Genomic DNA, 26,968 nt, shown 5'->3' on the forward strand with positions numbered 1-26,968 from the left:
TATAAAACCAGTTTATACTGTACGAAAACACAGTTATGGTTTTTCATACAGGAAAGCAACCATGTTGGCACAACTGACCATTAGTAATTTTGCTATCGTTCGTGAGCTTGAGATCGATTTTCACAGCGGGATGACGGCTATTACCGGCGAAACCGGGGCGGGTAAATCCATTGCCATTGACGCGCTCGGCTTGTGCCTTGGCGGTCGTGCAGAAGCCGACATGGTGCGGACCGGTGCCTCACGTGCCGATCTGTGCGCGCGCTTTGCCCTTAAAGATACCCCGGCTGCCCAGCGCTGGCTGGAAGAGAACCAGCTTGAAGATGGACGTGAGTGTTTACTTCGCCGCGTTATCAGCAGCGACGGGCGCTCCCGTGGGTTTATCAACGGCACAGCGGTACCCCTTTCCCAGCTGCGTGAGCTTGGCCAGTTGCTGATTCAGATTCACGGCCAGCACGCACATCAACTCCTCGTAAAACCCGAACACCAGAAAAACCTGCTTGACGGCTATGCCGGTGAGTATGCGCTCACTTTGCAAATGACCGAACGCTATCGCGCCTGGCATCAAAGCTGCCGCGAACTGGCGCAGCATCAGCAGCAGAGTCAGGAGCGCGCCGCGCGTGCCGAACTGCTGCACTATCAGCTGAAAGAGCTGAATGAATTTAACCCGCAAGCTGGTGAGTTCGAGCAGATCGATGAAGAGTACAAACGCCTCGCCAACAGCGGGCAGCTGCTCTCGACCAGCCAGCATGCGCTGAACGTACTGGCCGATGGCGAAGAGGCTAATTTGCAAAGCCAGCTCTATACCGCGCGTCAGTTGGTCGGCGAATTAACTGGCATGGACGCGCGTCTTTCCGGCGTGCTGGATATGCTGGAAGAAGCAGCGATTCAGATTAGCGAAGCCAGCGATGAGCTGCGCCACTATTGCGACCGCCTGGATCTCGATCCTAACCGCCTGTATGAACTCGAGCAGCGCATCTCTAAACAGATTTCGCTGGCGCGTAAGCACCATATCAGCCCGGAAGAGCTGCCGCAGTTCCATCAGTCCCTGCTTGATGAGCAGCAGCTTTTAGAAGATCAGGCCGATTCCCAGGAAACCCTGGCGCTGGCGGTGACGCATCACCATCAACTGGCGCTGGAGACGGCGCAGCAGCTGCACGAGCAGCGCATGAAGTATGCACAAGAGCTCAGCGAATTAATCACCGAAAGTATGCATGCCCTCTCAATGCCTCATGGCGTATTCGCGATCGATGTGGCGTTTGACGGGCATTCGCTAACGGCAGAAGGTGCCGATCGGATTGAATTCCGCGTGACTACCAACCCAGGGCAGCCGCTACAGTCGATCGCTAAAGTCGCCTCCGGCGGTGAGCTGTCGCGTATTGCGCTGGCTATCCAGGTGATTACCGCGCGGAAGATGGAAACCCCGGCGCTGATTTTTGATGAAGTGGACGTGGGCATCAGCGGACCGACGGCGGTGGTGGTAGGTAAACTGCTGCGTCAGCTGGGCGAATCCACCCAAGTGATGTGCGTTACCCACCTGCCGCAGGTTGCTGGCTGCGGGCATCACCACTTCTTTGTTAGCAAAGAGACAGATGGCGCCATGACCGAAACCCATATGCAGCCGCTGGATAAACGTGCGCGTCTGCAGGAGCTGGCGCGCCTGTTGGGCGGTAGTGAAGTGACCCGTAATGCACTGGCAAACGCCAAAGAGCTGCTGGCGGCGTAAACTTTTTTGTAATGTGACGGTCTGAGTTCTCGACAAAATTGACAACAGACCCGCCGGCAAAGGTTTTAAACTGGCGAAAGGTCTATTATCATCGGCATATTACATATGAGCCACGTCTTGTTCGGGCCGAAAAGGAATCAAATCACTATGCGCTGTAAAATGCTGACTGCTGCCGCAGCGGTTCTTCTGATGTTGACCGCAGGTTGCTCCACTGTCGAACGCGTGGTTTACCGCCCTGATATCAATCAGGGGAACTACCTGACGCCAAACGATGTTTCTAAAATTCGCGTAGGTATGACGCAACAGCAGGTTGCTTATGCACTGGGTACGCCGATGATGACCGATCCGTTTGGCTCCAATACCTGGTTTTACGTGTTCCGCCAGCAGCCGGGTCATGAAGATGTTTCTCAGCAAACCCTGACGCTGACGTTTAACACCAGCGGCGTATTGACCAATATGGATAACAAACCGGCCCTTACCAAAGGCTAACGGTTTCAGAAATGCGAAAAGGTGCTCAATGAGCACCTTTTTTATTGGCAACTTTTGCCTCGATACTTTAACGGCTGCCGGGAATATCAGCGGCAACATCATCAGGCAGTAATACTGCCTGCCGCGTTACGCTTTTTTCGCCGCTTTCTCTGCGCGCTGGCGGCGCAGCTCTTTCGGATCGGCAATCAGCGGGCGGTAAATCTCTACGCGGTCGCCATCATGCACGATGTCATGCAGCTTCACCGGTCGGCTGAAGATCCCCACTTTGTTGACCTTCAGATCGATATCATCACGCAGTTCGAGCAAACCGGAAGCCATAATCGCCTGCTCGACGGTTGCGCCCTCTTCCAGCTTTACCCGCTGCAGATACTGTTTCTGCGGCAGCGCATAGGCCACCTCAACAGCAATATTACCCGGCACGGTAAACCTCTTTCGCCCGGTGCGTAAACGCCTGCACCATATTGGCCGCCAGCTCTTTAAAGATGCGGCCGAACGCCAGTTCGATCAGCTTGTTGGTAAATTCAAAATCCAGCTGGAACTCAATCCGGCAGGCATCAGGGCTAAGAGGCGTAAATCGCCAGCCGCCAATCAACGACTTGAACGGGCCATCGACCAGATGCATCAGAATGCTTTGGTTAGTATTCAGCGTATTACGCGTGGTAAAGGTTTTGCTGATCCCCGCTTTCGAGACATCCACCGCCGCGGTCATCTGCGTCGGGCCAGCTTCCAGAACCCGGCTTCCCGTACAGCCCGGCAGAAACTGCGGGTAAGAGTTCACATCATTCACTAACTGATACATTTGTTCCGCGCTATAAGGCACCAGCGCAGTACGACTAATCTGAGGCATAAGCTTTTCCGCGTTCACACAATCACCAAATAATAACATTTCCAGCGGATGAAAGGAAAACGCTGTGCCCGAACTCATGCTAAGATAACCGGCTAAACCTCACAGGACGCAATGAGGTCAGTTTCAAATATCAGATTACCGGATGGCTTCACGACACTATGACGAAGAAAAAAGCATATAAACCAGGTTCAGCCACCATTGCGCAGAACAAGCGCGCCCGCCATGAATACTTTATTGAAGAGGAATTTGAGGCCGGGCTGGCATTGCAGGGCTGGGAAGTAAAATCCTTACGCGCCGGTAAAGCAAACATTGGCGATAGCTACGTTATTTTGCGCGACGGCGAAGCCTTTCTGTTTGGCGCAAACTTTACCCCGCTGACCGTGGCCTCCAGCCACTACGTTTGCGACCCAACCCGCACGCGTAAACTGCTGCTTAATCAGCGCGAGCTGGATTCCCTCTACGGTCGCATCAACCGCGAAGGCTACACCGTACTGGCGCTGTCGCTGTACTGGAAAAACGCCTGGTGCAAAGTGAAAATCGGCGTGGCAAAAGGTAAGAAACAGCACGACAAGCGCACGGATTTGAAAGAGCGCGAATGGCAGCTGGATAAAGCCCGTATTATGAAAAACGCCGGGCGTTAATCGCGCCCGCTTCGCCCTCTCACGCCGGGAGAGGGCAGCAAACTTCCGTTAGCTTCTCTCAACACATCCCGTAGATCCTTGCGTAGTTCCAACGCCTCTCTCGCATCGATAGCTGCTCGATTTGTTCTCTGTGTAAACCCTGCTGCAGAATGGGTTTTGTATGCCTTACGGTGCGAACGCACCTGTCAGACGTTATGGCAAATTGGCGCGTGGGTAATGCGTAGAAGTCTTATCCTGTTTTCACAAGCAAATTGTTGATAATTGAATGTATTTTGACCAGTCAGAGCTATGTTTGCTACCAGCGCGATATGGACTGGTATGCCGTGTCAAAATTCTGTTATACTCACCGTCACACTTTTGGGGCTGATTCTGGATTCGACGGGATTCGCGAAACCCAAGGTGCATGCCGAGGGGCGGTTTGCCTCGTAAAAAGCCGCAAAAAAATAGTCGCAAACGACGAAAACTACGCTTTAGCAGCTTAATAACCTGCTTAGAGCCCTCTCTCCCTAGCCTCCGCTCTTAGGACGGGGATCAAGAGAGGTCAAACCCAAAAGAGATCGCGCGGATGCCTTGCCTGGGGTTGAAGCGCTAAAACTAATCAGGCTAGTTTGTTGGTGGCGTGTCTGTCCGCAGCTGGCAAGCGAAATTAAAGACTGACTAAGCATGTAGTACCGAGGATGTAGGAATTTCGGACGCGGGTTCAACTCCCGCCAGCTCCACCAAATATACATGGACAGTGGCAGGACAGAGTCTTAAAAAACAGTAAGTTAGCCACTTATCCCGGACGGTGACCGGACACCAACGGGACAAAAAAGGATACGTAAAGGAGCCGCGGCTCCGTGTAATATTAAAACCCGCCTAGGCGGGTTTTTTTTAATGAGGCGCACATGAAAGATGCTGCAATCCAGTGGTTATCTAATCCTTCGATTGGAAGCCTTATTGGAATCATTGGCATATTTATAGCTGTTTTAACCTACTTCCTTAGCCGTTCCACTCATCGCATCTCTGTACATAAAACAACCAAAGAACTTATCGGTCTCTCGGATTCTATGCTTCCCGAACAAGTTGAAGTTCTTTATGAAGGTGAAAAGGTAAATAAATTATCTTCAACATCTTTCATTCTCTGGAATTCAGGAAATAAAGTCATTACAAAAAATTCACTAGAAACCATAGATCCTTTGCGTATCAAAATTGAAAACCATGCAAAAATTCTGAGATATGAAATAAAAACCATTAACAACTTAACAAGTAACATTTCAATTAAGCCTGATGAAGAAGGTTTTTTTTTGAAATTGCTTTTTGACTTTTTGGAGAAAAACAACGGGTTTCATCTTGAAATCCTTCATACTGGTAAAGACTCAGATATTAAAGTTGCCGGGAAAGTAATTGGTGTCAAAACTCCAAATAGTACGTTTAGAAGCACTTTCTTTTCAGCAATCCAAGAAACACGAATCCCTTTTGCAAAACCCACTGGTTTATTGTTCTTCATTGGCTTTTTTGGGTGCATGTTGGGTGCCTCATTCCTTTGGCCGGAACACTTTAACAACATAAATAAGGTTTCACCGGATTCATTTCTTTGGATGATTAGATCTGCAATTTTGGTTAATTTGGTGCCCTTCGTGCTCTTATTTATTTTTATTAATCGCTCTTACCCCTCATCCCTTAAAGACCGGGTGCAGTCAAATAACGAAAAAGAAGTTGGGTAACATGGGGTGTCAGGGGTCGGAGGTTCAAATCCTCTCGTGCCGACCAAAAAATCCCAAAGAAACCAATCTATTGCGGTTGGTTTTTTTATGCCTGCGATTTGCCGAAGGTAAAACAAAGGTAAAATGAAGGTAAAACCTCTGTCAGTCTGATGCTTTTTTGCGAGCAGCTTTCCAGAATTCTATTCACCCGCTTTACCAGACCATTAGAAACAAGCTTTCTTTTTTGCGATCTGCTCTTGATGAGGCTGTGACAGATGGCGTCTTACAGATTAATCCGGTATCGCTGGTCACCGCTTCCCGCTACCAAAGCGATAAGGCCAACTCTGACAGTGATTATATTGTCGATCCTCTTTCACCTGCTGAAGTAGATGCCCTTCTCATGTCTGCCGGTAACAAGCAATGGGAAAACCTGTTCATGTTTGCCATTCAGACCGGTTTAAGGAGTTCCGAACTCTGCGCGCTGCGCTGGCGCGACATAGATTTTATCGGAAAAACTGCACATGTTCAGAATGCAAGTGTTGTAGGTGTGATCAAGGGGACCAAAACGAAGGCAGGTACACGTAAGGTTGAGCTCAACGAGACGGCAATGGCGGTGCTGGCTGCACAGAAAACTTTCACATTCATGAAAAATGCAACGATATTTGAGGATCCAAAAACGAATAAATCGTGGGCTGGAGCCGATGCCATTAGAAAAAAAGCATGGGTACCAACCTTACGCAAAGCCGGGATACGATATCGTAACCCTTATCAAACTAGGCATACATTTGCTACTCGCCACATCAGTCAAGGGGCAAATTTGTTTTAGCTAGCAGGACAAATGGGGCACAAAGGACCAGAAATGCTATTTCGACATTATGGCTCATACATAAAAGAATACGATGGGAATACTGTCGCCAGCTTAAAAAAGGTATATAGATTAATATGAATGAACATGGTCCAGACTGGGCTATGTTCATAATAAAAGACTTTGAACAGAATAATTATCCACCCCGTAGTGAGATGATAAAACTGACAAAAAACTATCCTGAGAATTTAGCACCTCATCCAATAAATTCCTTTTAACCAAAGAGACAAAAAGTGCAGCAGTTCTGGCTTGGCAATTTATTGATTTTGAAGGATTAAACTCAATATCGGTGAAACCATCAAAATTTAATAAGTGCTGAGCTATTACTTTATTTTGATTGAGCGCACTCAGGTATAACCAATCATAAAAAGCAGTACGCGGTACTAGTTGCCAAACTGTATTATAGAATTTAAATTTAACAAGATTGCCTGACTCTTTAAGTCTAATATCTTTTTTTGCGTCCCGAGATTCTTTATCTAAGATATCTACGTAAGGGCCGCCATTTTCAAAAACTTTGCTTGCCTGGAATGCCGACTCGACAGAAAACTCTTTGGATAGCTTTTTCGTTTTTATTTTTAGATTGAATGCACTAAGTGCAACGCCAAGCTCATCCTCCGATTTGCTGGATATCTCTAATATGGGCCCCAATCCCTGAGCAGTTGCTGCCGCATGTAATGCTCTGATAGATTTTTGTTTTTGCACTTTTGCCATCCCTGGAGCCCAAGGGAAATCCAAATCTTTAGTAACAGAAAATGCTGAACCAAAAAATGAGGGTACAAAAACTGGTCGAACGGCCATAACTTATCCTAAATAATAATGCCTCTGAGAATACAATGTAGGTGTAGGCCCACTGATGCCATCATAGTACCGATGTTGAAATGTGCTATGCAAGTTAAAAAAATGATCGTGTGATTTTTTGTTTGGATGGTAAACACTTGATATATATCTACTTTCAATTGGTTCAAAGACCAAAACCTCAGCCTGAACATCTGTTGGATATTCACTGGTAAGATTTAGTGTTTTTCTTGATGAACCAGGTGCCGGCTCTAAGAACAAATTTTCGAAAGCTGCTTTCCCCTGCATATCTTTCCTATCAGTGCTCCTAAAGCTACTTGAAGCCGCATTAAAGGGATAAAATGAACAATCTTTCTCCCATAAAATTCTTGGAGCAAGATCAAGTATTACCCAATCCCCCCCTTTTTCACTTCTGCATTTAAAAAACATTTTAGCATTAGGAAAGCTTATTGAAAGACATAATGCATCTGGATACCCCTCCAATCTAACCTCATCATTTGCTTCGAATTTATATTTTTCATCTTGCAAAGTCTGACGGCCAATCAACCCTTTGGTTAATATTGAACTTAAGTTATCTGAATGTGTGAAGTGGTAAAGATGAAAAATATTCCTTGCCGCAACCGCTTGCTGTAAAGTCATTATTTTATCCAATATATAACAAAGCAAAAATAAAAAATAATAATGTATTTAAGAATTTACACCATAATGGCAAGTGTCCGCAAAGGGTACGCATGTGATCCATATCTAAAAATAAGCAATATAAAACAATACATTATATATGGAGGCGGGTTCAACTCCCGCCAGCTCCACCAAAATTCTTGGTTGATGGTCACCAGAGCCAGTCAACGAAGTCCTGAAAGCCCGCACGGCGCAAGCCTGGCGGGCTTTTTTGTGTCCTCAATTTGTCCTGCGAAGTCTGAAGCCAACTAATTAAATCCGAACCTTTTAGGCCCATTGCCAGGCTCAACGAAAAGCTCAATTGTTTTCGTTGGGCCTAAACGCATGAAGACTCCCCATGGCAAGTAAAACCAAGCCGTTAACTGACACGAAAATCAAAGTCGCCAAACCTTAAAATGCCGAATATCAGCTGTATAATGGTGACGGGCTTACACTATTAATCAAGTATCTGTTTGAGACGGCGGTTATTATCCTCAAGATCTTTTATCTTTTAAATATCAGAAGTTTCTATATCGCCGTATTTAGATTTCCAGTTGTAATAAGTCGGCCTCCGAAATACCAGACTCCCGGCAGATTCCCTTAACAGTTCGTCCTGCTTCGATTGACTTAATCACAGCGATGATCCGATGCTCAGTAAAATGGGCTTCACGCATAGCGATCTCCTTCGTTGGCTGACTGATTATGCCGGATGATCTCTAAATGTGAATGGCACGATTATGCGGGATGATTACAGATCAGGCGTTCCAGTTTTAGATAGGTTTTTTCAGTAATATCTTAGTCCTGCGCAACAAAATCCAGGCGAAACGTTCGTGATGTCTCTCCAGTCTGCAACCATTCAACGATGCGGCCCAGGAAGCCGAACGGCTCCAGCACGCGTCGCACGGCTCTGGTTGTTCATTTATGCTGATGAATATAGAAAGCATCTAGCTTTCGTCTTAGCAGTCATCGGAAAATGCCCACACCTTGACCCGTCACAGCCAGTTTTTCCGATCCACTTCGTTTACAATGCCGGTGAGGAGCAGGTCTTTGCTAAGGCGCATTATTTCTGGCAGCTGTGCATTCCTTACTCAACTTGTCATTAGAATAAAAATAGTTCATCGAATAATGAATAGTAAGGGATTTAGTAAAGTGGCTATTTTAGGCCAAAACACAACAAAAAATAATAAACGCCCTATAGCGGGGCGTTATATGACCTCACCTACTTTTAGGCTTAACAACGCCCAAAGCGTCCCATAAACCACAATGTATTTCAAAATTCATAGACAAATCCATTTCCAAGTCCTCATCATTATAAGACCAAAAATAAGCATCCCCGCCATCTACTTTGGATCGTCTAATTACATTACCAATTGCACCAACCTTAAACAAACTACTCAGCATTTTCCCTAGTGTAAGAGAATCCTGACTCAAATCCAACCCGCTATATTTTTCCTCAATCAAGTTAAAAGTAAACCCCCTTTTTTTAACTAAACGTAAAAGTGAAAAGCAAGCATCTATTTCACTATCACTTAAATGTCCCGCAAGCTCGGACCTGATTTCACGTAAAAGATAAGAGGAATACTTTTTAGAAATTTTAGTAAACATTGGACCTTCAAATCTTTCCATGTTTTCCCCAAACTCGTCTTGGATGTATGTGAGCATCCTTATTGCATCTCTAGGACGGCCTAAAGTTCGATGCAATATGTAAACAGAACCATGTTCACCCGCCACCCTATCAGCAAAGACCGTTCCAAATAAGTCAGCCCCATCTAAACCATTATAATAACTAGTTGAATTTTTGATTTTAAAAGCTAGCATATCAAATATTTCAGAGTCACTCGCCCTTTCACCCGTAGTGCACCAGTCAAGGGTAACGGAGTTATCTTCGATGATTTTATTAATATTTGGGGATGAAAAGGTATTTATTATATCATGACGAATCACCGCGCCAATTTTGGCATCTATGTTATTCTGCATAAAACTTTTATTTATTGACATAACTGCATTTAGAAAACTTATCATTGCATTTTTATATTCAATTGTTGCATCGAATTTATCATCCAACTCATCATAAAATATAAAAACTTTTTTGTTATTTTCCTTTAGCATTTCAAGAATAAAAAACTGGAGAGACTCGATGCACTCAAGGTAGTTCCGTTTTATTTCTTTTGTTTTCTCGACCTCACCAGATTTAGCTTTTGCTTCTCCACGTAATAATGGAACTTTAAATCCGAAACCGGCCTCTCCGGAACTTTGATACTCCCTAGTGATCTCGACAGTTTGTTCTGGCCTTAATTCCCCTGCAACATGACCAAATGAACGCAAAAATGATTCCAATTGAGAAACCTTCTCACTATTGAACCCAGAATTATTTTTAACAATATTTTTTGCTATATTTACCAATATCATCCATTTAAATATTGGCACATATTTAGTTGAGGAAACATCCTGCCCTTGAAAATGAATCAACTCATGAAATACAAATTCTTTTAACGATTCAACAACTGCAATATCATTATTTTTACGTTTAGCATCACAGTAAACATTAACAAGTAGTGTTTTTCCGGTTCCTTTTCTTCCGATAACGATCATTTTATTTGCTTTATCTAACTTACCCAAAGAACTATTAATATCGTAGAAATATTTAGAATAGTTATCGAGGTAGAGAACTTCGTTTTCTCCATAAACTTCACCAAATTTGAACTCATGAATTTTCGGCCGCATAAAATTCCATCCATTTTAAATGTAGTTTTTTCAATATGTGCAGTCATATATAACAGATATGAAAGTTTCCTTGAAGTAATTTCACTCCTTTGCGCTGCCCTTATCAGTTTGTAAGCCAACTAAAAAATGTCCTTATAGTAAGATTTTTCTTTTTCACAAATTCCTTGCAAAAGACGCTCCGCGTTCTTAACCTCGGTGCCTTTGCGACTAACGCATTAGCGCAGGCCATAATGGTGAACATGGGCAATGCACCTTATTATCAAACTGCCCACAGGCAGAGTCCGCGCTGGAAGAGGTTTTCAGGTATTTTGCGGTACATAGCCTTGCAAACATCTGGTGTTTAATGCGCCCCTTCTTGCTTCTGGCTATCACCCGACGCTGCTCATAGCCATTGAGCTGCCCCCTGATGTTATGCGCCAGCGTCCAGCGCAGTTGTTGCGCCAGTTACCGCATCATACTGCTGCGTGCGGCAGGCTCCAGCTTTGCCAATAGCACCGTTAGTCAGTTACCCACCCTTAGTAGTACATCCACGTTTCACCGTCACATTTCTTCTGTGCGTCCGGCTCCGGCACCGCTTCAATGCACAAAATACTCCCGTCAGTGCTGAGCTGCACGCGCTCAGTCAGTTGCAGGTTAATACAGATATCGCACACAGAATTGCGAAGAACATTCGTTTCGAAGGTTGACAGTTTTTCACGCCGCCCTGGGCTTTTAATGGTGTCCGGCTGACTGACACGGAGCCACCTGCAACCCTTCTTTATCGGGCATGGCTTTTGCAAGCAACTTATTAAGGCGGGCGTTCTCTTCTTCAAGTGACTTAAAACGTTTTACTTCAGGCTCGTCTCTGCCATAAAACTTCTTGCGCCAAGTGTAAAGGTAGTATTGGAGATAGCGTGCATGCGGCAAATCTCCTAGGTAGAAACTCCGGCTTCAGCTTCGCGTAGGATACTGATGATCTGTTCGTTAGAAATAAGCTTCTTAATGGGGATGTCCTCGCGATTTTGTTAAAGACATTAATAACATCGAGGTGTATTAATCAACAAGGAGAAGGTCATTCATATTTGGGGTATGTCATCATAAGCCAAGCAACCTTATATCAGAGGATTTGTTCTCGCAGCCTTTCTTACTTTCTCTTTATTTAACTTACTGGCATTAGGCTTTGCCTGTGCAAGCTCTTTTCATATGTTGAGCCAAACGGCATTATTATTAACTCAAAATTTTGCAACTATCAAAAATGATAGGAACTAACCACATAAGGCAAATACCGACTGGCCCATGCGAATGATTTTTACATCTGCCTGTCATTTACAGTAATTATTTATATAATTGTTTATCGAGTCGTTTAGGGCACTATTAGTGGGTTTAGCAGCAGCTCGTAGGCTAAATGATCATCCTTTCTGGAGCACCCATGCATATCAGTAAACGGAGTAGTGTGAAGCGGGAGTCGGTGTTATGACAAGTTACATGTCTCTGACCTACATCCTGGAAGAAAAAGTCGCTCCCGAGCGTTTTCCTTTCATTGTTCACCCTAAACTTGCAGTGCAAAGGATTAGAACACTGCCTCCCTCCTTTGTAAGCTCAATGTTTAGCCGACAAGACACGTTTACCTCACGCACTGGCGCAAATCCTAATCAAACAAACCGCGATCCTCGCACAGTCGCAGCCGTTGATCTTGAGCGAGGAACGCTGGTCGCTATCGATGATAGTTACCGATTATGGTCACCTGTCACCGGACTTTTTTTCATTAATAACGAAGGGCGACTTCAACAGTTTTCGGCGGACCTCTCGGTCAATTATCCCGTCAACTCTATCATTCGCCGCTATGAAGAAATGGTAAACACCTTCGGCAAACGGCCCCCGGCAACCGATATTCCGCTTGGGCAATCCACTCGTACAAATCCGGCGATGCGAGGCGAAGAACCCAGCTCTTCGTATGGTCGTCGCGGCGGGATAAATGAGCCGGCAGCACCGTTAACAAAAGCTGAGCGCTGGCAGGAGAGGAAGAATCTCATTAGTAAAGGGCAGCGCAGTGTATACCCCGACGCACAAACCGCAGCGAATCGTCTGGCAGCAAATAACGTTGCTGTAGAGAAAGCTAAGCTTGCCCAAAACGTTTACGGTCGCGCCGGGCAGCCCATAAAAGCATACGAAGCTATGCCGGATGTACCTGAGGGGTGGAGAGATATAAGCAACGATAAAGAGGCCCTCAGAAAAATGGGGCTGAATCCGATGATATTATCTGATAAGCCTTTAGACCCTGATTTTTTTGCACGCGTATATGAACCGGATGAGTATGTATTTGGAAAGGATATGAACCCGACAGTAGTTTTTCGAGGTACCCGTCCCGATAAAATGGTCGATTGGGGCAACAACACGGCTCAGGGAGCGGGCTTTGACTCTCCATATTATGAGAACGCAGTCGAAATCGGCAAAAAACTTTCTCGTGCACGAGAAAAGGTCGATGTTTCGGGTCACTCGCTTGGTGGAGGGCTGGCTTCCGCTGCAGGTCTGGCCAGTGGCCAGGCAACCTGGACATTCAATGCCGCGGGGCTTAATACTGGTACGGTTGAGAAATATGGTGGCGAACTGATAGGCGATGGTTCTGCGATATCTGCTTACAGAGTCAATGGAGAGATGCTGACAAAAATTCAGGAAGTTAGCTATTCAGACTTCGTTGATGCTAATTTTGATACGTCACTTATTGCTATGAAAGTGGGCGTATCAAACATGTTTCCTGATGCCATAGGTAACCGCACTGGCCTTCCCGGCGGTACGGGTAACATGTTGGACAAGCATGGCATGTCACAAGTTATTGACTGCATTGAGGCACAAAAGGATGAGGATATTGGAATTATTAAAAGCAGGATTTAGCATGAAAAAACTCGCCTCCGCGATACTCTTTTCTTTTCTGTTAGCTCTGTTATCGGCGTGTAATGATATGAAAAAAATAGAACCTGAAAAACATTTTGCTGGCCCACAACTTGTTCTGGCAAAAGCGATTGAGGCGGCAGATCGCCAGTCTGTTCTCCGTCTGGCAAAAGTGACTGACCTCAAAACGCCTGGAACTGAAGAGCTGACTATCCTCTTTTTTGCCCTTAATGAGTGCTTCTACAATGACAATCCCCCAGAACGATTGCAGATAGTCACCGATTTGGTCCAGGCAGGCGCCGACCCATTACAACCACAAATGAATATGCCGGGTAGTCCTGCCGAGCTAATGGCAATGGGTGACAAAGATATATGGCTTAAAGCGTTGTTGGATGGAGGATTAAACCCTAACGCCAAGGACAAGCTGTACGATGAACCCCTTATCTTCTCAACTATCAAATCAAAAAACACCTCTACGCTGGCGTTATTACTAGACCGCGGAGTCGATATAAACACCAGAAACTCACTCGGTGAAACTCTGCTAGTAGATGCTTTTTTTAAAGCCGATTTTGATAAAATGTTCTTTCTGCTGGACCACGGAGCAGATCCAAACCCGGTAAACCTGCAAGGAAGCTCCTTTCGTCAAATAGTTAATCAAGACCTTGAAAAAATTAAAAAAGGCAGTGATTACTACAATAACCTACTGAAACTGGATAAAAAGCTTAAAAGCCTCGGTGTTTAATATCCGACTCTTTCTTTTAGGTTAGAGCCCTATCAATGCAAACGACCAGTAGAGGCTAATTCCCCTACTGGCCGATTCAGATAACTATTCATAAACCTCCCAATTACCGTTGGTCATTCTGGTAACAGACAACTGTTTTTGCGAGCACGCTTCCAACACTAACAATACGTTCATTAACTTCGTTATCTCCCCTTGCCGCCAGCCACGTTTCTCATTATGTTTGCCCGGCATCTGCAAAAACAGGTGACGGGATTGACCTCTCCGAAATGTTACAGGCGATACGCTTGCGTATCGTGCTTCTTACTCACCTCTTAAAGGAGTAAGAGGCGCAATCACCTGAAAATAAAACCGTTACAGGAGACTGCCCGTATGCCAACACCTTTATCTTTTCCTTATTCCTTACTCACCGTGCCATTTAATCACGCCACGGATTTCCTCGAGCTTGCGGATAACTGCGAGCGCTTTGCCGAAGTGCTGGTAGAGTGTGACGATCCGGCGCTAAAGCTGGCGCTGTGCGGACGCCTTTCCGCCTGTCTGGCGCTGCTACAGCCCACGCTGCTGGAACCGGTGCCGGAGACGTTAAAACCTTTTTTGACCGTTGATAGCTTGCCTGCGCACTTTCCCGAATTCGACGCCGAAGGCGATGAACTGTGCCGTTACTGTCAGGTTTTAACGCAGTTGCTGATGAGCGGTTCGCTGGCACCGCACCAGCAGCGGGTTATCGGGAATTTACTCGCGAGCCTGGTGAGCTTTTTCGCCGATATGGTGAAAATGCCGCGCTGGATTAAAACGCAGCAAGGCGTCATCAGCCTGGACGCGTTTCACTAAACATTTACCTAGAGGATGCCGCAGGCATCCTCTCCCCGCGATTCACTCCTATAACTATTAACAGTCCCAACCAAACACACCGCCCGGAACCCGCTTCGCAAAATTTTTTCACCCCTGCGAAACTTTTGGTCGACCCCGAGCGAACTGTGTATGAGCGTTAATTAATTTCACCTGATGGAGCGCAACAAGATGCCAATGAAAAAACTCGTTCTGAGCCTGACCGCCGCCGCACTGCTGAGCGTCGCGACCGCCCACGCCGCCCTGCCGACCGGTTCGCAAGCGCCGGATTTTAAATTACAGGGGGCGCTGGCCGGTAAACCGCTGACCTTCTCGCTGCAGCAGGCGCTGCAAAAAGGCCCGGTAGTGCTCTACTTCTTCCCGGCGGCGTTCAGTAAAGGCTGCACCATCGAAGCCCATGCCTTTGCCGAAGCGACGGACGATTTTAACAAGCTGGGCGCCACGGTGGTCGGCGTAACGGCGGGCAACACCGATCAGGTGGATGAGTTCTCTAAACTGGAGTGTCGCGATAAATTCACCGTCGCCGCCGATCCGGGGGCAAAAATCGCCGCGCAATACGACACGCAAATGCAAATGAAGGGCAAAACCCTGTCGGATCGCACCTCTTATGTAATTGCGCCGGATGGCAAAATCCTGCTCAGCTACACAGACAGAAATCCGGAAGCACATATCCAGAAAACGATGGAAGCGGTGAAACAGTACGCTAACGCGCACTCCTGAAACGCCATTAACTCTCTTTAATCCAGCCGGGAATCGCTATGTTAACCGCTATGCTCGCCGCCTTCGCAGGCGGCATTATTCTGAACCTAATGCCCTGCGTGTTTCCCATTATCTCGCTGAAAGCGCTCGGGCTTTTGCGCCATAGCGAAAGCCCGGCGCAACGGCGTAAAGAGGGGCTCGGCTTTCTGCTGGGCACCGTCATCACCATGCTGGCGCTGGCGGGCGTGTTACTGGCGCTACGTGCGGGTGGAACCGCTGTCGGCTGGGGCTTTCAGCTGCAGTCGCCGTTGGTGATCGCCTTTCTTGCGCTGGTAATTCTTGGCGCGGCGCTAAATCTGCTTGGCGTATTTGAAGTGGGCCTGTCGGTGCAGCGCGCCGGCGAGTTGAATATTGAGCGCGGCGCGTTTTTGCGTGCAGCGCTGACGGGCGCACTGTCGATTATTGTCGCTACGCCCTGCGCGGCTCCCTTTATGGCAGGCGCAATCGGCTATGCGCTGGTTCAGCCCCCCACCGTTGCGCTGGCGATCTTCTTTACCCTGGCACTCGGTTTTGCCGCGCCCTTTACGCTGATCTCGCTGTTTCCGGCTCTTGGCAAAGTATTGCCGCGCCCCGGAGCCTGGATGAACACCCTAAAACGCGGTCTGGCGTTCCCGATGTTTGGCGCGTTCGGCTGGTTGGTATGGGTTCTGGCGCAACAGGCAGGAACCACCGCGCTGGCGGCAATCATTGCCGCAGCGGTGGTGGTCAGCTTCGCGGCCTGGCTGTATGGCATGGCGCAGCAGCGGCGTTTTGCCGGACGGAGCTTTAAAGCGCTTTTCGCCGTTACCGCCGCGCTGCTGCTGGCGGCGATTGTGCCGCTGCCGAAGGTAGTACAAAGCGGTGCACCGCTGGCGGCCAGTGAGCAGGTTGCCCAGCTAAAATGGTCGCCGCAAACCGTGGCGGAGAATCGTGGGCACGGCAAAGCGATTTTTGTTAACTTCACCGCTTCCTGGTGCATTACCTGCCAGGTAAATGACAAGACCTCGCTCTCCACGCAAACGGTGAAGGATGCGTTGGCAAAAACCGGCACGCTCTATATGGTGGCGGACTCGACAAAATTTAACGCCGATATTGATGATGCGTTAAACGAGCTGGGGCAAGGCAGTCTGCCGCTGTATGTCGTCTATCCGGCGGATGGCGGCGCGCCGAAAATTCTGCCGCAGGTGCTAACACCATCAATTGTGGTTAACGCCCTGACGCAGGCCAGCGGTAAAAAAACCTGAAGGCGGATATGGAAAAAAGCGAGGCAGCACGCGACGAATGGCCGCAGTTGATGACGCTGGCGCAGGCCGGTGACAGCAAGGCCTATACGCGGCTGCTGAAAGCGCTGGTGCCGGTCATCCGCACCCTTGCGCGCAAACATATTGCCGATGAAGTGCTGGTGGAAGATGTGGTTCAGGATGTGCTGCTTACGGTGCATCGCGTGCGCCACACTTACGATCGCAACGCGCCTTTCCTGCCGTGGCTGATGGCGATTGCCAACGCCCGCGCGATCGATGCCCTGCGCAAGCGGGGTCGCCATCTGCAACGCGAGGTACAAATCGAACCGGAGGATCTCTGGCTTGCCGGTACGCCGCAGCCGTCCACCTCCGATGATGAGCTGGCGTTGCTGCTCAACCAGCTTCCTGCACGCCAGCGGGAAGTGGTGGAGCATGTCCATTTGCGGGAAATGACGCTGGCGGAAACCGCGACGCAGCACAATTTAACGGTCTCCGCCGTGAAATCCCTGCTGCATCGCGCCCTGAATAATCTTCGTCGGTTAGGAGCACATCATGGCCGATCATGAGCAGTTAATAGAAAAATTAAGCCGGTCTGCCGCACCGGTAAAACGCCCCCTTAAACCGGGCTGGCGGACGCTGAGTTGGATCGCAGTCGCACTACCCTGCGGTATCGCGGCCGGTTTGCTGCTTAGCAGAACGCTGACGGACTGGTCGCAACCGGGCGCCGGTTGGGCGCTGGCTCAGTTATTGCTCACTTTTATTGCCGGGATGCTGGCGGTGCGTAACGCGTTTTTAATGAGTATTGCCGGGCGCGCGCCCCTCGGTTGGCCGTGGTTTGTGCCGCTGGCGGCGGTCTGGCTGGTCAGCATTGTCAGTAATCTGCACCGCGCGGTGGCGCTGCATGCGTCAGTGGAAGGGCCAAACTGTTACCTGTTTATGGTTACCGTTAGCGTGCCGATGGTGGCGATAGTGATTGCTTACCTGCGCCGCACCCGCACGCTGTTCCCGGTGCGCAGCCTCGCGACGGCGGGTTCGGGCGTCGCCTGTATGGCGCTTACGCTGCTCTCCCTTTGCCACCCGACCCATATCAGCATGATGGATTTGCTGATGCATATCGCGGCGTTCAGCACCATTGTGCTGGCAACGATAGCGCTCGGGTATAAGTGGGTGGCGATCCCGCCCATGCGCAGTCGTTAACTGCGCATGGCGTAGCTGTTAGCTTTTTTTCGGGAAGATCCACAGCTGCTCGGCGGGTAGCACCACGCGATAGTTCTGCTGGCTGCGCTGCTGGGTGCCGTAGACGCGGATAACGTAATCATCGCCGGAGGTGCGGAACAGGTACTCCCAGCGATCCCCCAGATACATGGTGGTCAGCATCGGCAGTTCCAGCGAGTTATCCTGCGGCGAGTCAGAAAGCCGCAGGCTTTCCACGCGGATCACCGCTGTCGCCTCCTGGCCCACAACGACGCCCGGTCCGGCAACGCCCCACAGTGCCCAGCTAGCCCCTTCGATGCGCGCTCTGCCGTTGACGATTTCGATCACTTTGCCATGCAGCCGGTTGTTGCTGCCCATAAACTCGGCGGTAAACAGCGTCGACGGCGTCGCGTACATCTCCTGCGGCGTGCCCTGCTGTTCAATCACCCCATTGTTGAGTAACAAAATGCGGTCGGAAATCGCCATCGCTTCATTCTGATCGTGGGTGACCATCAGCGCCGACAGGCCGAGCTTGACGATCAATTCCCGCAGAAAAACCCGCGCCTCTTCCCGCAGCTTCGCATCGAGGTTCGATAAGGGTTCATCGAGCAGAATCACCGGTGGGTTGTAAACCAGCGCCCGACCAATCGCCACGCGCTGCTGCTGTCCGCCGGAAAGCTGGTGCGGATGACGTTTACCCAGCGTGCCGAGACCAAGCTGGTCCAGCACGCTTTGTACGCGGGAGGCGATCTCCGCCGACCCAACTTTGCGCAGCTTGAGGGGGTAAGCGACATTCTCGAACACGGTTTTATGCGGCCACAGGGCGTAAGACTGAAACACCAGCCCGAGGTTGCGCTCCTCTGCGGGTACTTCGCTGCGCGGCGTGCCGTCGTAAACCACGTTTTTGCCAATGGTGATGCGCCCTTGGGTTGGTTTTTCCAGCCCGGCGACAGCGCGAAGCAAGGTAGTTTTGCCGCTGCCGGAAGGACCTAAAAGCGAGACCACTTCGCCGCGTTTTAGCTCCATGGAGACGCCTTTTAACACCGGGTTGTCACCGTAGGTGAGATGCAGATTTTCGACCGCCAGCTCAATCATGTAATTTCACTCCAAAACGCAGGGCCACGCCAAGACCGATGACCACCAGCAGAATATTGATAAACGACAGCGCGGCGACGATATCGATCGCCCCGGCCGCCCACAGCGAGACCAGCATCGAACCGATAGTTTCCGTACCGGGAGAAAGCAAATAGACGCCGGTGGAGTATTCACGCTCAAAAATCAGAAACATCAGCAGCCAGGCACCAATCAGGCCATAGCGCGACAGCGGCACCGTTACGTGACGGGTGACTTGCCCGCCGGTTGCGCCTGTGCTGCGCGCCGCTTCCTCCAGTTCCGGTCCCACCTGCAACAGGGTGGAAGAGATCAGCCGCAGGCCGTACGCCATCCACACCACGGTGTAGGCCAGCCAGACGCTGAAGATGGTATTACGCAGGGAACGCAGCCAGACAATCAGGTTCTCCCGCAGCCATTCGGCGACGGGCAAACCGGACAGCCAGCCGTTTTTCAGGGACTGGTCGAGCCACATCGGTAAAAAGAGGAATACCCATAAAAAGGCCAGCCCCGCCAGCAGACCCGGCACGGCGCGCGGTACCAGCACGCTGTAATCGAGAAACCGCGTCACATTGTCCTGCTTACGGTGCATGGCAATTCCAACAAACAAATAGCACACCACCGCCAGCGCGCCGCCAAATACACCAATCGCCATCGAGTTGACTATCGCGCGCAGGAGATTCGGCTGCTGCCAGATATTACGGAAGGTATTCAGTGAGACTTCATCCCACAGCGAAACGCCCACGCCCCAGTTAGAGATAAAGGCGCGCAAAACCACGCCGATCAGCGGTACGCCGATGGTTACCGTCAACCACGCCACTACAACGGCACCGGCCACCCAGCGCCATTTACCCAGTGGCAGCGCGCGCGCCTGCGAAGCTTTGCCTTTCATGGTGACGAAGCGGTTGGCGGTGCGCATCAGGCGGCGCTGCAACATCACCAGCGGAATGGTGATACAGATCAGCACCACGGCGACGGCGGCCATCAGATGATAAGAAGGGGTGCCCAGTTTGTTGGTGAGTTTATACAGGTAGGTGGCGAGCACCATATTGCCTTCCGGATCGCCGAGCACCAGCATCAGACCAAAAACCTCCAGCCCCAGGAAGAAGAGCAGCACGCAGGCGTATAAAATGGACGGACGCACCATCGGCAGACTCACGGCGGTCATCACCTGTAGCGGCGTTGCGCCCACTGTGCGCGCGGCTTCTTCCACGTCCGATCCGACGCTGCGCAGGGCCGAAGAGATATAGAGATAGGCATGGGGAACGTGGGTCAGCCCGGCGATCACCACGATGCTGAACATCGAGTAAATATTCCACGGCACAAAACCGATAAGCTCCTGCGCCCAGCGCGAGAAGAAGCCCACCGGCCCGGCAGAGACCACATAGCCGAATGCGAGCACCATCGGCGAGACAAAAATCGGCACGAGGATCAGCGGCTCGATAAAGCGGCGTCCGGGTAAATCCGTGCGCACCATTAAAAACGCCAGAATCCCGCCCAGCGGAATGGCAATCACCACCAGGCCGAAGGCGAGAATAAAGCCGGACTTCAACGCCAGATAAAAATCGGGATCGGTAAAAATAAATTCAAATGCTTCGAGACTCAGCTCTTTAGAACGAACAAAAAAGGGCGCCGAGAGAAAGCTCTGCACCACAATAAATAACAGCGGAATATAGATAACCAGCGCGGTAATTAACACAATGACGCCGCGCGGCAACCCTTGCCATTTTCTGCGCACACTATTCATACATCATCCCTTCGGTCAGGAAACTGCAAACCTGCCTGCTGCAAAAAGGTTGTGCGCCGTTACGCGCACAACCGGTTCGGGCATTATTTCGCGGCGGCAGTGCGCCACTGTTTTATAAATTCCAGACGTTTTTTCGGCTCAAGATATTCCAGCAACGACTCGTCCACCGCGATCGGCTTCAGGGCGTCGCCAAGCTGTTTGGTCAGGCCGTCGATATCGTTTTTGCCTTCAATATCGTTACGCAGGGAGGGAATATCCGCCTGGTTGGCAAGAATGGACTGCCCTTTTTCCGATAACACATAGTCAAACCACAGTTTTGCGGCGTTGCTGTGTTCCGCTTCAGCACTGATAAAGGAGACGCGCGACAGCACCAGCACATAATCTTTCGGGTAGGCCACGCCCAGTGAATTGTCCCCTTTCGCCCGCGCTTCGGCGTAGGAGCCGAGGATATTGTAACCAATCAGGTTTTCACCGGAGGAGACGCGTTCCATCATCGTGCCGGTGGAAGATTGCACCGTTAACCCGCCTTTGGCGACATCGGCCAAATGGGTGAAGTAGTCCTTGTCATGTTTGCTGTCTTCTACCGCCAGCATAAAGCCGAGGCCCGATTTTTCGATATCGTAAGTGGTGACTTTGTTTTTGAATTTATCGGGCTGGCCGGCAACCAATTTGCCCAGCGCGGTATGGGAATCCGGGACTTCACCCGCCGGGATCAGGCGCTTGTTATAGATGATAATCACCGGTTCATAAGTGGTGCCGTAAGCTTTTTTCTGCCACACCGCCCACTTGGGTAATTTATCCAGCTCCGGCGAGGCGTACTCTTCGGCGTAATCCGTTGCCAGTTTCAGCGCGGTGTCCATTGATGAACTCCAGACCACATCGCCGCTGCCGCCGCCGGAGGCCTGTTCGCTAAGATAACGGTTATACAGTTCGGTACTGTTCATATCGTTATATTCGACTTTGATGCCCGGATATTGCGCCTCAAACCCTTTGATCAGCGGCCCGGCGGCTTTGGTGTCGGTGGTGGAATAAATCACCACTTTGCCCTCTTTGGTCGCAGCGTCGACGATTTTCTGGTAATCCGCCGGATATCCCTGCGGCACGGCGGCCAGCGCGGCGCCGGAAAAGAGCGTCGCCAGCGTCACCGCCAGAACCTTTAATTTCTTATCCATGCACAAACCCCTTTGTTATCATTTTTCAACACAAATTTAACATATAGCCTGCGAAACGGCCGGTGTAACGCGGGCGCAGGCTTTTTTCCAGTTTTTGTGACGCTGGTGTGATTTAAAAAAGGGGGTTGCACCTTAACGGGGAACAAAAGCTTAATTATTTATAAATCAGCTAAATAGATGAAAATTTTATTTCACGGGCAAGAAGATTAAATTATTCACAGCGAGGAAGGCGTATTAAAAAGAATTACCCCGGATAAACGCGTTTTTATTTGTTATGCAGCAAGCAAGGTAATTAACGCTATTCATTACCAGGCATCAGCGTAAAGCGCCCGCAAATAGAATTTACCGCCGCCAAAACTCGACGTTCACTATTTGTTCGCTTTTTCGTCATAAAACAGTCATCACCTTTGCCCTTAATGGTCGCCAGCTTAATGATAAATGCGGAAGAGTTATGAACAGCGCGCTGGCAAAAATCTCTGAAGATCACTATTCAACGTTGCCGCCATTAAACACGGTGCCAAAGCAAAAGGTATTGAGCGTAAAGAACTTACGCAAAGCCTATAACGCGCATCAGACGGTGCTGCAGGATATCAGTTTTGACCTGCACAGCGGTGAAATGGTCGGCGTGATTGGACGCTCCGGCGCGGGGAAATCCACCCTGCTGCATGTGTTGAACGGCACTCATAGCGTCACCTCCGGGGAGATTTTGAGTTTCCCGGAAGTGGGTATGCCGCGCAATGTCGCCCATCTTAAAGGGCGCGCGCTGAATCAGTGGCGCAGCCAGTGCGGGATGATTTTCCAGGATTTTTGTCTGGTACCGCGCCTTGATGTGTTGACCAATGTGCTGCTTGGCCGCTTAAGCCAGACCTCAACGCTGAAGTCGCTGTTTAAACTCTTTACCGATGAAGACCGGGCGAAAGCCATCGCGCTGCTGGAGTGGCTCAATATGCTGCCTCACGCGTTGCAGCGCGCGGAAACCCTCTCTGGTGGGCAGATGCAGCGTGTCGCTATTTGCCGGGCGCTGATCCAGAACCCCTCTATTTTACTGGCGGACGAACCTGTCGCTTCGCTGGATCCGAAAAATACCCAGCGCATCATGAATGTGCTGCGCGAAGTCAGTGCGCAGGGCATCAGCGTGATGGTCAATCTGCACTCGGTGGAGCTGGTGCAGGAGTATTGCACGCGCGTTATCGGCGTATCCCAGGGACGGCTTATTTTTGACGATCATCCGTCGCAGTTAACGCCGGACGTGCTGCACGCGTTGTACGGCGATGAGATCGCTCAATTGCATTAATGATTCCTTCCAATGAGACGACACAGGCAATGACAATGAAAAAAACTATTTCGGGCGCATTACGTTTATCGGCATTGATGGCAGGTCTGCTGCTGGCATGGCAGGCAACGGCTGCAGAACAGCCGAAGGAATTGAACCTCGGCATTATGGGCGGGCAGAACGCCACGCAACAGATTGGCGATAACCAGTGCGTTAAAGATTTCCTCGATAAAGAGCTGAATGTCGACACCAAACTGCGCAACTCGTCCGACTATTCCGGCGTTATCCAGGGCCTGATCGGCGGCAAAGTGGATGTGGTTTTAAGCATGTCCCCCTCCTCTTATGCCTCCGTCTATATCAATAACCCGAAAGCGGTGGATATTGTCGGGATTGGGGTCGATGACAAAGACCAGTCGCGCGGTTATCACTCGGTGGTGATTGTCAAAGCCGACAGCCCGTATAAAAAGCTGGAAGATCTGAAAGGTAAAGCGTTTGGCTTCGCCGATCCGGATTCCACTTCCGGCTACCTGATCCCGAACTACTCCTTTAAACAGAAGTTCGGCGGCAATGCGGATAATAAATTCAATAACTACTTCTCCAGCGTCACCTTCTCCGGCGGCCACGAGCAGGACATTCTCGGCGTGCTGAACGGTCAGTTCGCCGGCGCGGTCACCTGGACCTCAATGGTCGGCGATTACGATTCCGGCTACAGCGTCGGTGCGTTTAACCGCCTGATCCGTATGGATCACCCTGACCTGATGAAAAAAATCCGCATTATCTGGGAATCGCCGCTGATCCCGAATGGCCCGATCCTCGTCAGCAACAATCTGCCGGCGGATTTCAAAGCGAAAGTGGTGAGCGCGGTGAAAAAACTTGATACCGATAATCATGCCTGCTTCGTCAAAGCGATGGGCGGCACCCAGCATATCGGCCCGGGCAGCGTCGACGATTTTAAACAGATTATTGAGATGAAGCGCGAGCTGGTTAACGCCCGTTAATCCGTTATTGCCGCCTTTCACCGGCCCCTGCGTAAAAACAGGGGCTTTTATTCGAATGTCATCGAGGATTTAGCGCAACGCATGAACAGGTCGAATACCGCGTTTGAGCACTACTATCAGCAGGTCAGAATGCGCCAGAAGCGCGACAGCTTAGCCTGGTCGCTGGTGATTGTTAGCCTCTATCTGGCCGCCGGCAGCGCGGCGGAATTTAATCTCGCCACCATCTGGCACTCCCTACCCAACTTTCTTGATTACATGCGCGAAACGGTGCCGACGCTGCACGGTTCGCTGCTGTTTGCTGATAGCCATACCAAAGGTTCGCTGGCCTATTGGGGTTACCGGCTGCCGATCCAGTTACCCCTCATTTGGGAAACCCTACAGCTGGCGCTGGCGGCGACATTGGCCTCCTTCGCTATCGCCGCGGTACTGGCCTTTCTGGCGGCGGGCAATACCTGGTCTCCCCCACCGGTGCGCTTTGCCGTACGAACGCTGGTGGCTTTTTTGCGTACCATGCCGGAACTGGCGTGGGCGGTAATTTTCGTCATGGCCTTCGGTATTGGCGCTATCCCCGGCTTTCTGGCGCTGGCGCTGCATACCGTTGGCAGTCTGACCAAGCTGTTTTATGAGGCGGTCGAGAGCGCACAGGAGAGGCCGGTGCGCGGGCTGGCGTCCTGCGGTGCCACGCATTTCCAGCGTGTTCGCTTCGCGTTGTGGCCGCAGGTGAAACCGATTTTTCTCTCCTACGCCTTTATGCGCCTCGAAATTAACTTTCGCTCCTCCACCATTCTTGGGCTGGTGGGCGCGGGCGGCATCGGCCAGGAGCTGATGACCAATATCAAACTCGACCGCTACGATCAGGTCAGCATCACGCTGCTGCTGATTATTATGGTGGTTTCCGCACTGGATACGATCTCTGGCCGCCTGCGCCAGTGGGTGCTGGAGGGGAAAAAATGAGCCACTGGCAAGGGATACCCGACGTGGCGTTGAGCCGTCAACTCAACGGGAAATTGTTTCAGGCGCAGGGGCGCTATTTACGCCGTCTCGGGCTGATAGTCCTGGCGGTGCTGCTCTATTACGCCTGGTTCTTTATGCAGTTCGGCATTCCTGTCGAACAAGCGTTGACCGGCGTACAGCAGATTGGCCGCTATATTGCGCGCATGTTCGTGTGGCACGATTTCTGGAACTGGCCGTTTGCCTACTACTTCACGCAGATTGGCATTACGCTTGCGATCGTCTTTGCTGGCACCCTCACCGCCACGCTGTTTGCCCTGCTGCTGTCGTTTCTGGCGGCGCGAAATATTATGAAAGGCGGCATCGCGGCGGGCATCGCCTTCTGTATGCGACGCCTGTTCGATGTGCTGCGCGGCATTGATATGGCGATTTGGGGGCTGATCTTTGTCCGCGCCGTTGGCCTTGGGCCGCTTGCCGGGGTGCTGGCGATCGTTATGCAGGACACCGGTCTGCTCGGGCGTCTATACGCCGAGAGTCACGAAGCGGTCGATCGCGCCCCGGCGCGCGGCTTAACGGCGGTGGGCGCGGGCGGCTTGCAGAAACACCGTTTTAGCACCTTTACCCAATCTTTCCCGACCTTTCTGGCCCTTAGCCTTTATCAAATCGAGTCCAATACCCGCTCGGCGGCGGTGCTGGGGTTTGTCGGCGCGGGCGGCATTGGCCTGATCTATGCCGAGAATATGCGGCTGTGGAACTGGGATGTGGTGATGTTTATCACCGTGATTCTGGTGGCTATCGTGATGATCATGGATAGCGCGTCGGCCTGGCTGCGCCGACGCTATATTACCGGTAAATCGATCCCGCTGTTTAAACCGCAGTAAGCCGCCAGTTGAGTACTGGCCAGCCCATTACTTCGCCGTGGGCGGCCAGTTTCTGGCACGGGTTCACCAGATAAACGCGATCGGCGCGCTGGCACAGGGGCAGATCGTTAATCGAGTCCGTATAAAAAACAACCTCCCCGTCATACTGTGGATGGCGGGCGAGAAAGTTGTCCAGACAGGCGATTTTGCCCTGCTGGTAACTCGGCGTACCGTCAATCTCACCGCTGTAGCAGCCGTTTCGGGTTTTCACCTCCACGCCGATCCCATGCTCAATGCCGAGCACCGGCGCAATGGCGTTGACCAGCAAACTGACGGAGGCAGAAATAATCAGCATCGGCTGGTTTTGCGCCCGTAGCTCGGCAATCAGCGCCCGCGCCTGCGGGTAAATACGCGGCACAATCTCCGTTGCCACGCAGTTCGCCACCAGACGGTCCACCTGTGCTATCGGCATAGCGGCTAGCGGCGAGAGAGTCAGCGCCACGTATTCATGGAGATCCATTTCACCACGCGCGTAATCCGCCATTAACCGTTCTTCATGGTGTAAATACTCCCCGCTATCGGCGATGCCCTGGCGCACTAAATAGCGGCTCCAGTAAGTGCTGCTGTCACCGTGGATTAACGTATTATCGAGATCGAAAACATACAGCGCTTGCTCCATTGTCCCTTCCTGTTGATTAACTTCTGCGCCCACCAGCCTGGCGAAAAAAGATGACAGCTTAAAGAATCTTGCCCTCAATAAGTTATACACCAGCGTGAGGACGTTCCTGCCAACTGCGGGTGG

General features: G+C 50.5%; 24 protein-coding genes, 1 other RNA gene and 6 pseudogenes. 17 read left to right on the forward strand and 14 right to left on the reverse strand.

Annotation, left to right across the window (positions count from 1 at the left end; all coding sequences use genetic code 11):
• Positions 1 to 61: 61 nt before the first annotated feature.
• On the forward strand, positions 62 to 1,723 hold the full coding sequence (gene recN / locus RW65_RS12395) for a DNA repair protein RecN (protein WP_039057058.1): 1,662 nt from the start codon (positions 62 to 64) through the stop codon (positions 1,721 to 1,723).
• A 147-nt stretch (positions 1,724 to 1,870) separates the two neighbouring features.
• Positions 1,871 to 2,212: an outer membrane protein assembly factor BamE gene (gene bamE / locus RW65_RS12400; RefSeq protein ID WP_039057059.1), complete on the forward strand. Its 342-nt coding sequence runs from the start codon at positions 1,871 to 1,873 to the stop codon at positions 2,210 to 2,212.
• A gap of 126 nt (positions 2,213 to 2,338) precedes the next feature.
• Here bamE and RW65_RS12405 read toward each other — a convergent pair whose 3' ends face one another.
• Positions 2,339 to 2,632, reverse strand: a complete 294-nt coding sequence (locus RW65_RS12405) for an RnfH family protein (protein ID WP_039057061.1) — start codon at positions 2,630 to 2,632, stop codon at positions 2,339 to 2,341.
• Positions 2,622 to 3,059 (reverse strand): type II toxin-antitoxin system RatA family toxin, encoded by a 438-nt coding sequence (locus tag RW65_RS12410; RefSeq protein WP_197058888.1) that lies wholly within the window; start codon positions 3,057 to 3,059, stop codon positions 2,622 to 2,624. Before RW65_RS12410 ends, RW65_RS12405 begins: the two co-directional genes overlap by 11 nt.
• A 158-nt stretch (positions 3,060 to 3,217) precedes the next feature.
• Between RW65_RS12410 and smpB the strand changes: the two genes are divergently transcribed.
• The 4 genes and pseudogenes from smpB to RW65_RS12425 all read left to right on the forward strand — a co-directional run.
• A complete protein-coding gene (smpB, locus tag RW65_RS12415; RefSeq protein ID WP_039057062.1) occupies positions 3,218 to 3,700 on the forward strand; it encodes an SsrA-binding protein SmpB in 483 nt (160 codons plus the stop codon).
• A gap of 359 nt (positions 3,701 to 4,059) precedes the next feature.
• Positions 4,060 to 4,422, forward strand: a transfer-messenger RNA (tmRNA) gene (gene ssrA, locus RW65_RS21955).
• Between the two features lie 165 nt (positions 4,423 to 4,587).
• On the forward strand, positions 4,588 to 5,406 hold the full coding sequence (locus RW65_RS12420) for a hypothetical protein (RefSeq protein WP_039057063.1): 819 nt from the start codon (positions 4,588 to 4,590) through the stop codon (positions 5,404 to 5,406).
• A 196-nt stretch (positions 5,407 to 5,602) separates the two neighbouring features.
• Positions 5,603 to 6,331 (forward strand): annotated as a pseudogene (locus tag RW65_RS12425) (site-specific integrase); the annotation flags it as partial.
• 27 nt (positions 6,332 to 6,358) lie between these two features.
• Here RW65_RS12425 and RW65_RS12430 read toward each other — a convergent pair.
• The 8 genes and pseudogenes from RW65_RS12430 to RW65_RS22875 all read right to left on the reverse strand — a co-directional run.
• Positions 6,359 to 7,048 carry a DarT1-associated NADAR antitoxin family protein gene (locus RW65_RS12430; RefSeq protein WP_039057064.1) on the reverse strand — a complete coding sequence of 230 codons (690 nt, stop codon included), beginning with the start codon at positions 7,046 to 7,048 and terminating at the stop codon, positions 6,359 to 6,361.
• Positions 7,049 to 7,051: 3 nt separating this feature from the next.
• Positions 7,052 to 7,684 (reverse strand): DarT ssDNA thymidine ADP-ribosyltransferase family protein, encoded by a 633-nt coding sequence (locus RW65_RS21960; RefSeq protein ID WP_072037754.1) that lies wholly within the window; start codon positions 7,682 to 7,684, stop codon positions 7,052 to 7,054.
• Positions 7,685 to 8,216: 532 nt separating this feature from the next.
• Positions 8,217 to 8,376, reverse strand: a pseudogene (locus RW65_RS12435) (transposase); the annotation flags it as partial.
• A gap of 124 nt (positions 8,377 to 8,500) precedes the next feature.
• A pseudogene (locus tag RW65_RS22410) lies at positions 8,501 to 8,647 on the reverse strand (phage tail protein I); the annotation flags it as partial.
• Between the two features lie 270 nt (positions 8,648 to 8,917).
• Positions 8,918 to 10,426, reverse strand: a complete 1,509-nt coding sequence (locus RW65_RS12440) for a P-loop ATPase, Sll1717 family (RefSeq protein ID WP_039057067.1) — start codon at positions 10,424 to 10,426, stop codon at positions 8,918 to 8,920.
• 119 nt (positions 10,427 to 10,545) lie between these two features.
• A pseudogene (locus RW65_RS23050) lies at positions 10,546 to 10,921 on the reverse strand (phage virion morphogenesis protein).
• 10 nt (positions 10,922 to 10,931) lie between these two features.
• Positions 10,932 to 11,169, reverse strand: a pseudogene (locus RW65_RS21975) (phage tail protein); the annotation flags it as partial.
• Positions 11,165 to 11,409 (reverse strand): annotated as a pseudogene (locus RW65_RS22875) (transposase); the annotation flags it as partial. The pseudogenes RW65_RS22875 and RW65_RS21975, both read right to left, overlap by 5 nt.
• Positions 11,410 to 11,878: 469 nt before the next feature.
• Between RW65_RS22875 and RW65_RS12445 the strand changes: the two are divergent.
• From RW65_RS12445 to RW65_RS12475, 7 genes are all read left to right on the forward strand, one after another.
• Positions 11,879 to 13,297, forward strand: a complete 1,419-nt coding sequence (locus tag RW65_RS12445; RefSeq protein ID WP_082022444.1) for a Tle-like phospholipase domain-containing protein — start codon at positions 11,879 to 11,881, stop codon at positions 13,295 to 13,297.
• A gap of 1 nt (position 13,298) precedes the next feature.
• Positions 13,299 to 14,036, forward strand: a complete 738-nt coding sequence (locus RW65_RS12450) for an ankyrin repeat domain-containing protein (protein ID WP_039057068.1) — start codon at positions 13,299 to 13,301, stop codon at positions 14,034 to 14,036.
• Positions 14,037 to 14,405: 369 nt separating this feature from the next.
• On the forward strand, positions 14,406 to 14,864 hold the full coding sequence (locus RW65_RS12455) for a hypothetical protein (protein ID WP_039057069.1): 459 nt from the start codon (positions 14,406 to 14,408) through the stop codon (positions 14,862 to 14,864).
• Between the two features lie 189 nt (positions 14,865 to 15,053).
• Positions 15,054 to 15,602 carry a peroxiredoxin gene (locus RW65_RS12460; RefSeq protein ID WP_502685556.1) on the forward strand — a complete coding sequence of 183 codons (549 nt, stop codon included), beginning with the start codon at positions 15,054 to 15,056 and terminating at the stop codon, positions 15,600 to 15,602.
• A 38-nt stretch (positions 15,603 to 15,640) separates the two neighbouring features.
• Positions 15,641 to 16,864, forward strand: a complete 1,224-nt coding sequence (locus RW65_RS12465; RefSeq protein WP_039057071.1) for a protein-disulfide reductase DsbD family protein — start codon at positions 15,641 to 15,643, stop codon at positions 16,862 to 16,864.
• Between the two features lie 8 nt (positions 16,865 to 16,872).
• Positions 16,873 to 17,427, forward strand: coding sequence for a sigma-70 family RNA polymerase sigma factor (locus RW65_RS12470; protein ID WP_039057072.1), 555 nt, complete (start codon positions 16,873 to 16,875; stop codon positions 17,425 to 17,427).
• A complete protein-coding gene (locus RW65_RS12475) occupies positions 17,414 to 18,058 on the forward strand; it encodes a DUF1109 domain-containing protein (RefSeq protein WP_039057073.1) in 645 nt (214 codons plus the stop codon). The genes RW65_RS12470 and RW65_RS12475 overlap by 14 nt, the downstream gene beginning before the upstream one ends.
• A gap of 18 nt (positions 18,059 to 18,076) precedes the next feature.
• Here RW65_RS12475 and RW65_RS12480 read toward each other — a convergent pair whose 3' ends face one another.
• From RW65_RS12480 to RW65_RS12490, 3 genes are all read right to left on the reverse strand, one after another.
• Positions 18,077 to 19,150 (reverse strand): ABC transporter ATP-binding protein, encoded by a 1,074-nt coding sequence (locus tag RW65_RS12480; protein ID WP_039057074.1) that lies wholly within the window; start codon positions 19,148 to 19,150, stop codon positions 18,077 to 18,079.
• Positions 19,143 to 20,912, reverse strand: coding sequence for an ABC transporter permease (locus RW65_RS12485; RefSeq protein WP_039057075.1), 1,770 nt, complete (start codon positions 20,910 to 20,912; stop codon positions 19,143 to 19,145). The genes RW65_RS12480 and RW65_RS12485 overlap by 8 nt, the downstream gene beginning before the upstream one ends.
• An 83-nt stretch (positions 20,913 to 20,995) precedes the next feature.
• On the reverse strand, positions 20,996 to 22,084 hold the full coding sequence (locus RW65_RS12490) for an ABC transporter substrate-binding protein (protein WP_039057076.1): 1,089 nt from the start codon (positions 22,082 to 22,084) through the stop codon (positions 20,996 to 20,998).
• Positions 22,085 to 22,535: 451 nt separating this feature from the next.
• Between RW65_RS12490 and phnC the strand changes: the two genes are divergently transcribed.
• The 4 genes from phnC (at position 22,536) to phnE (RW65_RS12510) (ending at position 26,187) form a co-directional block, all read left to right on the forward strand.
• Entirely contained in the window at positions 22,536 to 23,378 is an 843-nt protein-coding gene (gene phnC, locus RW65_RS12495) for a phosphonate ABC transporter ATP-binding protein (RefSeq protein WP_039057077.1), read from the forward strand.
• A gap of 35 nt (positions 23,379 to 23,413) precedes the next feature.
• Entirely contained in the window at positions 23,414 to 24,355 is a 942-nt protein-coding gene (gene phnD / locus RW65_RS12500; protein ID WP_039057078.1) for a phosphonate ABC transporter substrate-binding protein, read from the forward strand.
• An 81-nt stretch (positions 24,356 to 24,436) separates the two neighbouring features.
• Positions 24,437 to 25,309 (forward strand): phosphonate ABC transporter, permease protein PhnE, encoded by an 873-nt coding sequence (gene phnE / locus RW65_RS12505; RefSeq protein WP_039057079.1) that lies wholly within the window; start codon positions 24,437 to 24,439, stop codon positions 25,307 to 25,309.
• Complete coding sequence (phnE, locus tag RW65_RS12510; RefSeq protein WP_039057080.1) at positions 25,306 to 26,187, forward strand: phosphonate ABC transporter, permease protein PhnE; 882 nt, start codon at positions 25,306 to 25,308, stop codon at positions 26,185 to 26,187. The genes phnE (RW65_RS12505) and phnE (RW65_RS12510) overlap by 4 nt, the downstream gene beginning before the upstream one ends.
• Here phnE (RW65_RS12510) and RW65_RS12515 read toward each other — a convergent pair.
• Positions 26,174 to 26,845: an HAD family hydrolase gene (locus RW65_RS12515; protein WP_039057081.1), complete on the reverse strand. Its 672-nt coding sequence runs from the start codon at positions 26,843 to 26,845 to the stop codon at positions 26,174 to 26,176. The genes phnE (RW65_RS12510) and RW65_RS12515 overlap by 14 nt on opposite strands.
• Positions 26,846 to 26,968: the final 123 nt, after the last annotated feature.

Origin of the sequence: Enterobacter sp. Bisph1, assembly GCF_000814905.1 — a bacterium.
Classification (GTDB): domain Bacteria; phylum Pseudomonadota; class Gammaproteobacteria; order Enterobacterales; family Enterobacteriaceae; genus Kosakonia.

What these genes read in the sequence shown, in the direction of transcription:
- RW65_RS12450 (WP_039057068.1), top strand. Translation starts at nt 13,299, where the DNA reads ATGAAAAAACTCGCCTCCGCGATACTCTTTTCTTTTCTGTTAGCTCTG.
- RW65_RS12440 (WP_039057067.1), bottom strand. Translation starts at nt 10,426, where the DNA reads ATGCGGCCGAAAATTCATGAGTTCAAATTTGGTGAAGTTTATGGAGAA.
- RW65_RS12485 (WP_039057075.1), bottom strand. Translation starts at nt 20,912, where the DNA reads ATGAATAGTGTGCGCAGAAAATGGCAAGGGTTGCCGCGCGGCGTCATT.
- RW65_RS12460 (WP_502685556.1), top strand. Translation starts at nt 15,054, where the DNA reads ATGCCAATGAAAAAACTCGTTCTGAGCCTGACCGCCGCCGCACTGCTG.
- RW65_RS12410 (WP_197058888.1), bottom strand. Translation starts at nt 3,059, where the DNA reads ATGCCTCAGATTAGTCGTACTGCGCTGGTGCCTTATAGCGCGGAACAA.
- RW65_RS12470 (WP_039057072.1), top strand. Translation starts at nt 16,873, where the DNA reads ATGGAAAAAAGCGAGGCAGCACGCGACGAATGGCCGCAGTTGATGACG.
- phnC (WP_039057077.1), top strand. Translation starts at nt 22,536, where the DNA reads ATGAACAGCGCGCTGGCAAAAATCTCTGAAGATCACTATTCAACGTTG.
- smpB (WP_039057062.1), top strand. Translation starts at nt 3,218, where the DNA reads ATGACGAAGAAAAAAGCATATAAACCAGGTTCAGCCACCATTGCGCAG.
- phnD (WP_039057078.1), top strand. Translation starts at nt 23,414, where the DNA reads ATGAAAAAAACTATTTCGGGCGCATTACGTTTATCGGCATTGATGGCA.
- RW65_RS12420 (WP_039057063.1), top strand. Translation starts at nt 4,588, where the DNA reads ATGAAAGATGCTGCAATCCAGTGGTTATCTAATCCTTCGATTGGAAGC.
- RW65_RS21960 (WP_072037754.1), bottom strand. Translation starts at nt 7,684, where the DNA reads ATGACTTTACAGCAAGCGGTTGCGGCAAGGAATATTTTTCATCTTTAC.
- recN (WP_039057058.1), top strand. Translation starts at nt 62, where the DNA reads ATGTTGGCACAACTGACCATTAGTAATTTTGCTATCGTTCGTGAGCTT.
- phnE (WP_039057080.1), top strand. Translation starts at nt 25,306, where the DNA reads ATGAGCCACTGGCAAGGGATACCCGACGTGGCGTTGAGCCGTCAACTC.
- RW65_RS12490 (WP_039057076.1), bottom strand. Translation starts at nt 22,084, where the DNA reads ATGGATAAGAAATTAAAGGTTCTGGCGGTGACGCTGGCGACGCTCTTT.
- RW65_RS12480 (WP_039057074.1), bottom strand. Translation starts at nt 19,150, where the DNA reads ATGATTGAGCTGGCGGTCGAAAATCTGCATCTCACCTACGGTGACAAC.
- RW65_RS12430 (WP_039057064.1), bottom strand. Translation starts at nt 7,048, where the DNA reads ATGGCCGTTCGACCAGTTTTTGTACCCTCATTTTTTGGTTCAGCATTT.
- RW65_RS12455 (WP_039057069.1), top strand. Translation starts at nt 14,406, where the DNA reads ATGCCAACACCTTTATCTTTTCCTTATTCCTTACTCACCGTGCCATTT.
- phnE (WP_039057079.1), top strand. Translation starts at nt 24,437, where the DNA reads ATGAACAGGTCGAATACCGCGTTTGAGCACTACTATCAGCAGGTCAGA.
- RW65_RS12445 (WP_082022444.1), top strand. Translation starts at nt 11,879, where the DNA reads ATGACAAGTTACATGTCTCTGACCTACATCCTGGAAGAAAAAGTCGCT.
- bamE (WP_039057059.1), top strand. Translation starts at nt 1,871, where the DNA reads ATGCGCTGTAAAATGCTGACTGCTGCCGCAGCGGTTCTTCTGATGTTG.
- RW65_RS12465 (WP_039057071.1), top strand. Translation starts at nt 15,641, where the DNA reads ATGTTAACCGCTATGCTCGCCGCCTTCGCAGGCGGCATTATTCTGAAC.
- RW65_RS12475 (WP_039057073.1), top strand. Translation starts at nt 17,414, where the DNA reads ATGGCCGATCATGAGCAGTTAATAGAAAAATTAAGCCGGTCTGCCGCA.
- RW65_RS12515 (WP_039057081.1), bottom strand. Translation starts at nt 26,845, where the DNA reads ATGGAGCAAGCGCTGTATGTTTTCGATCTCGATAATACGTTAATCCAC.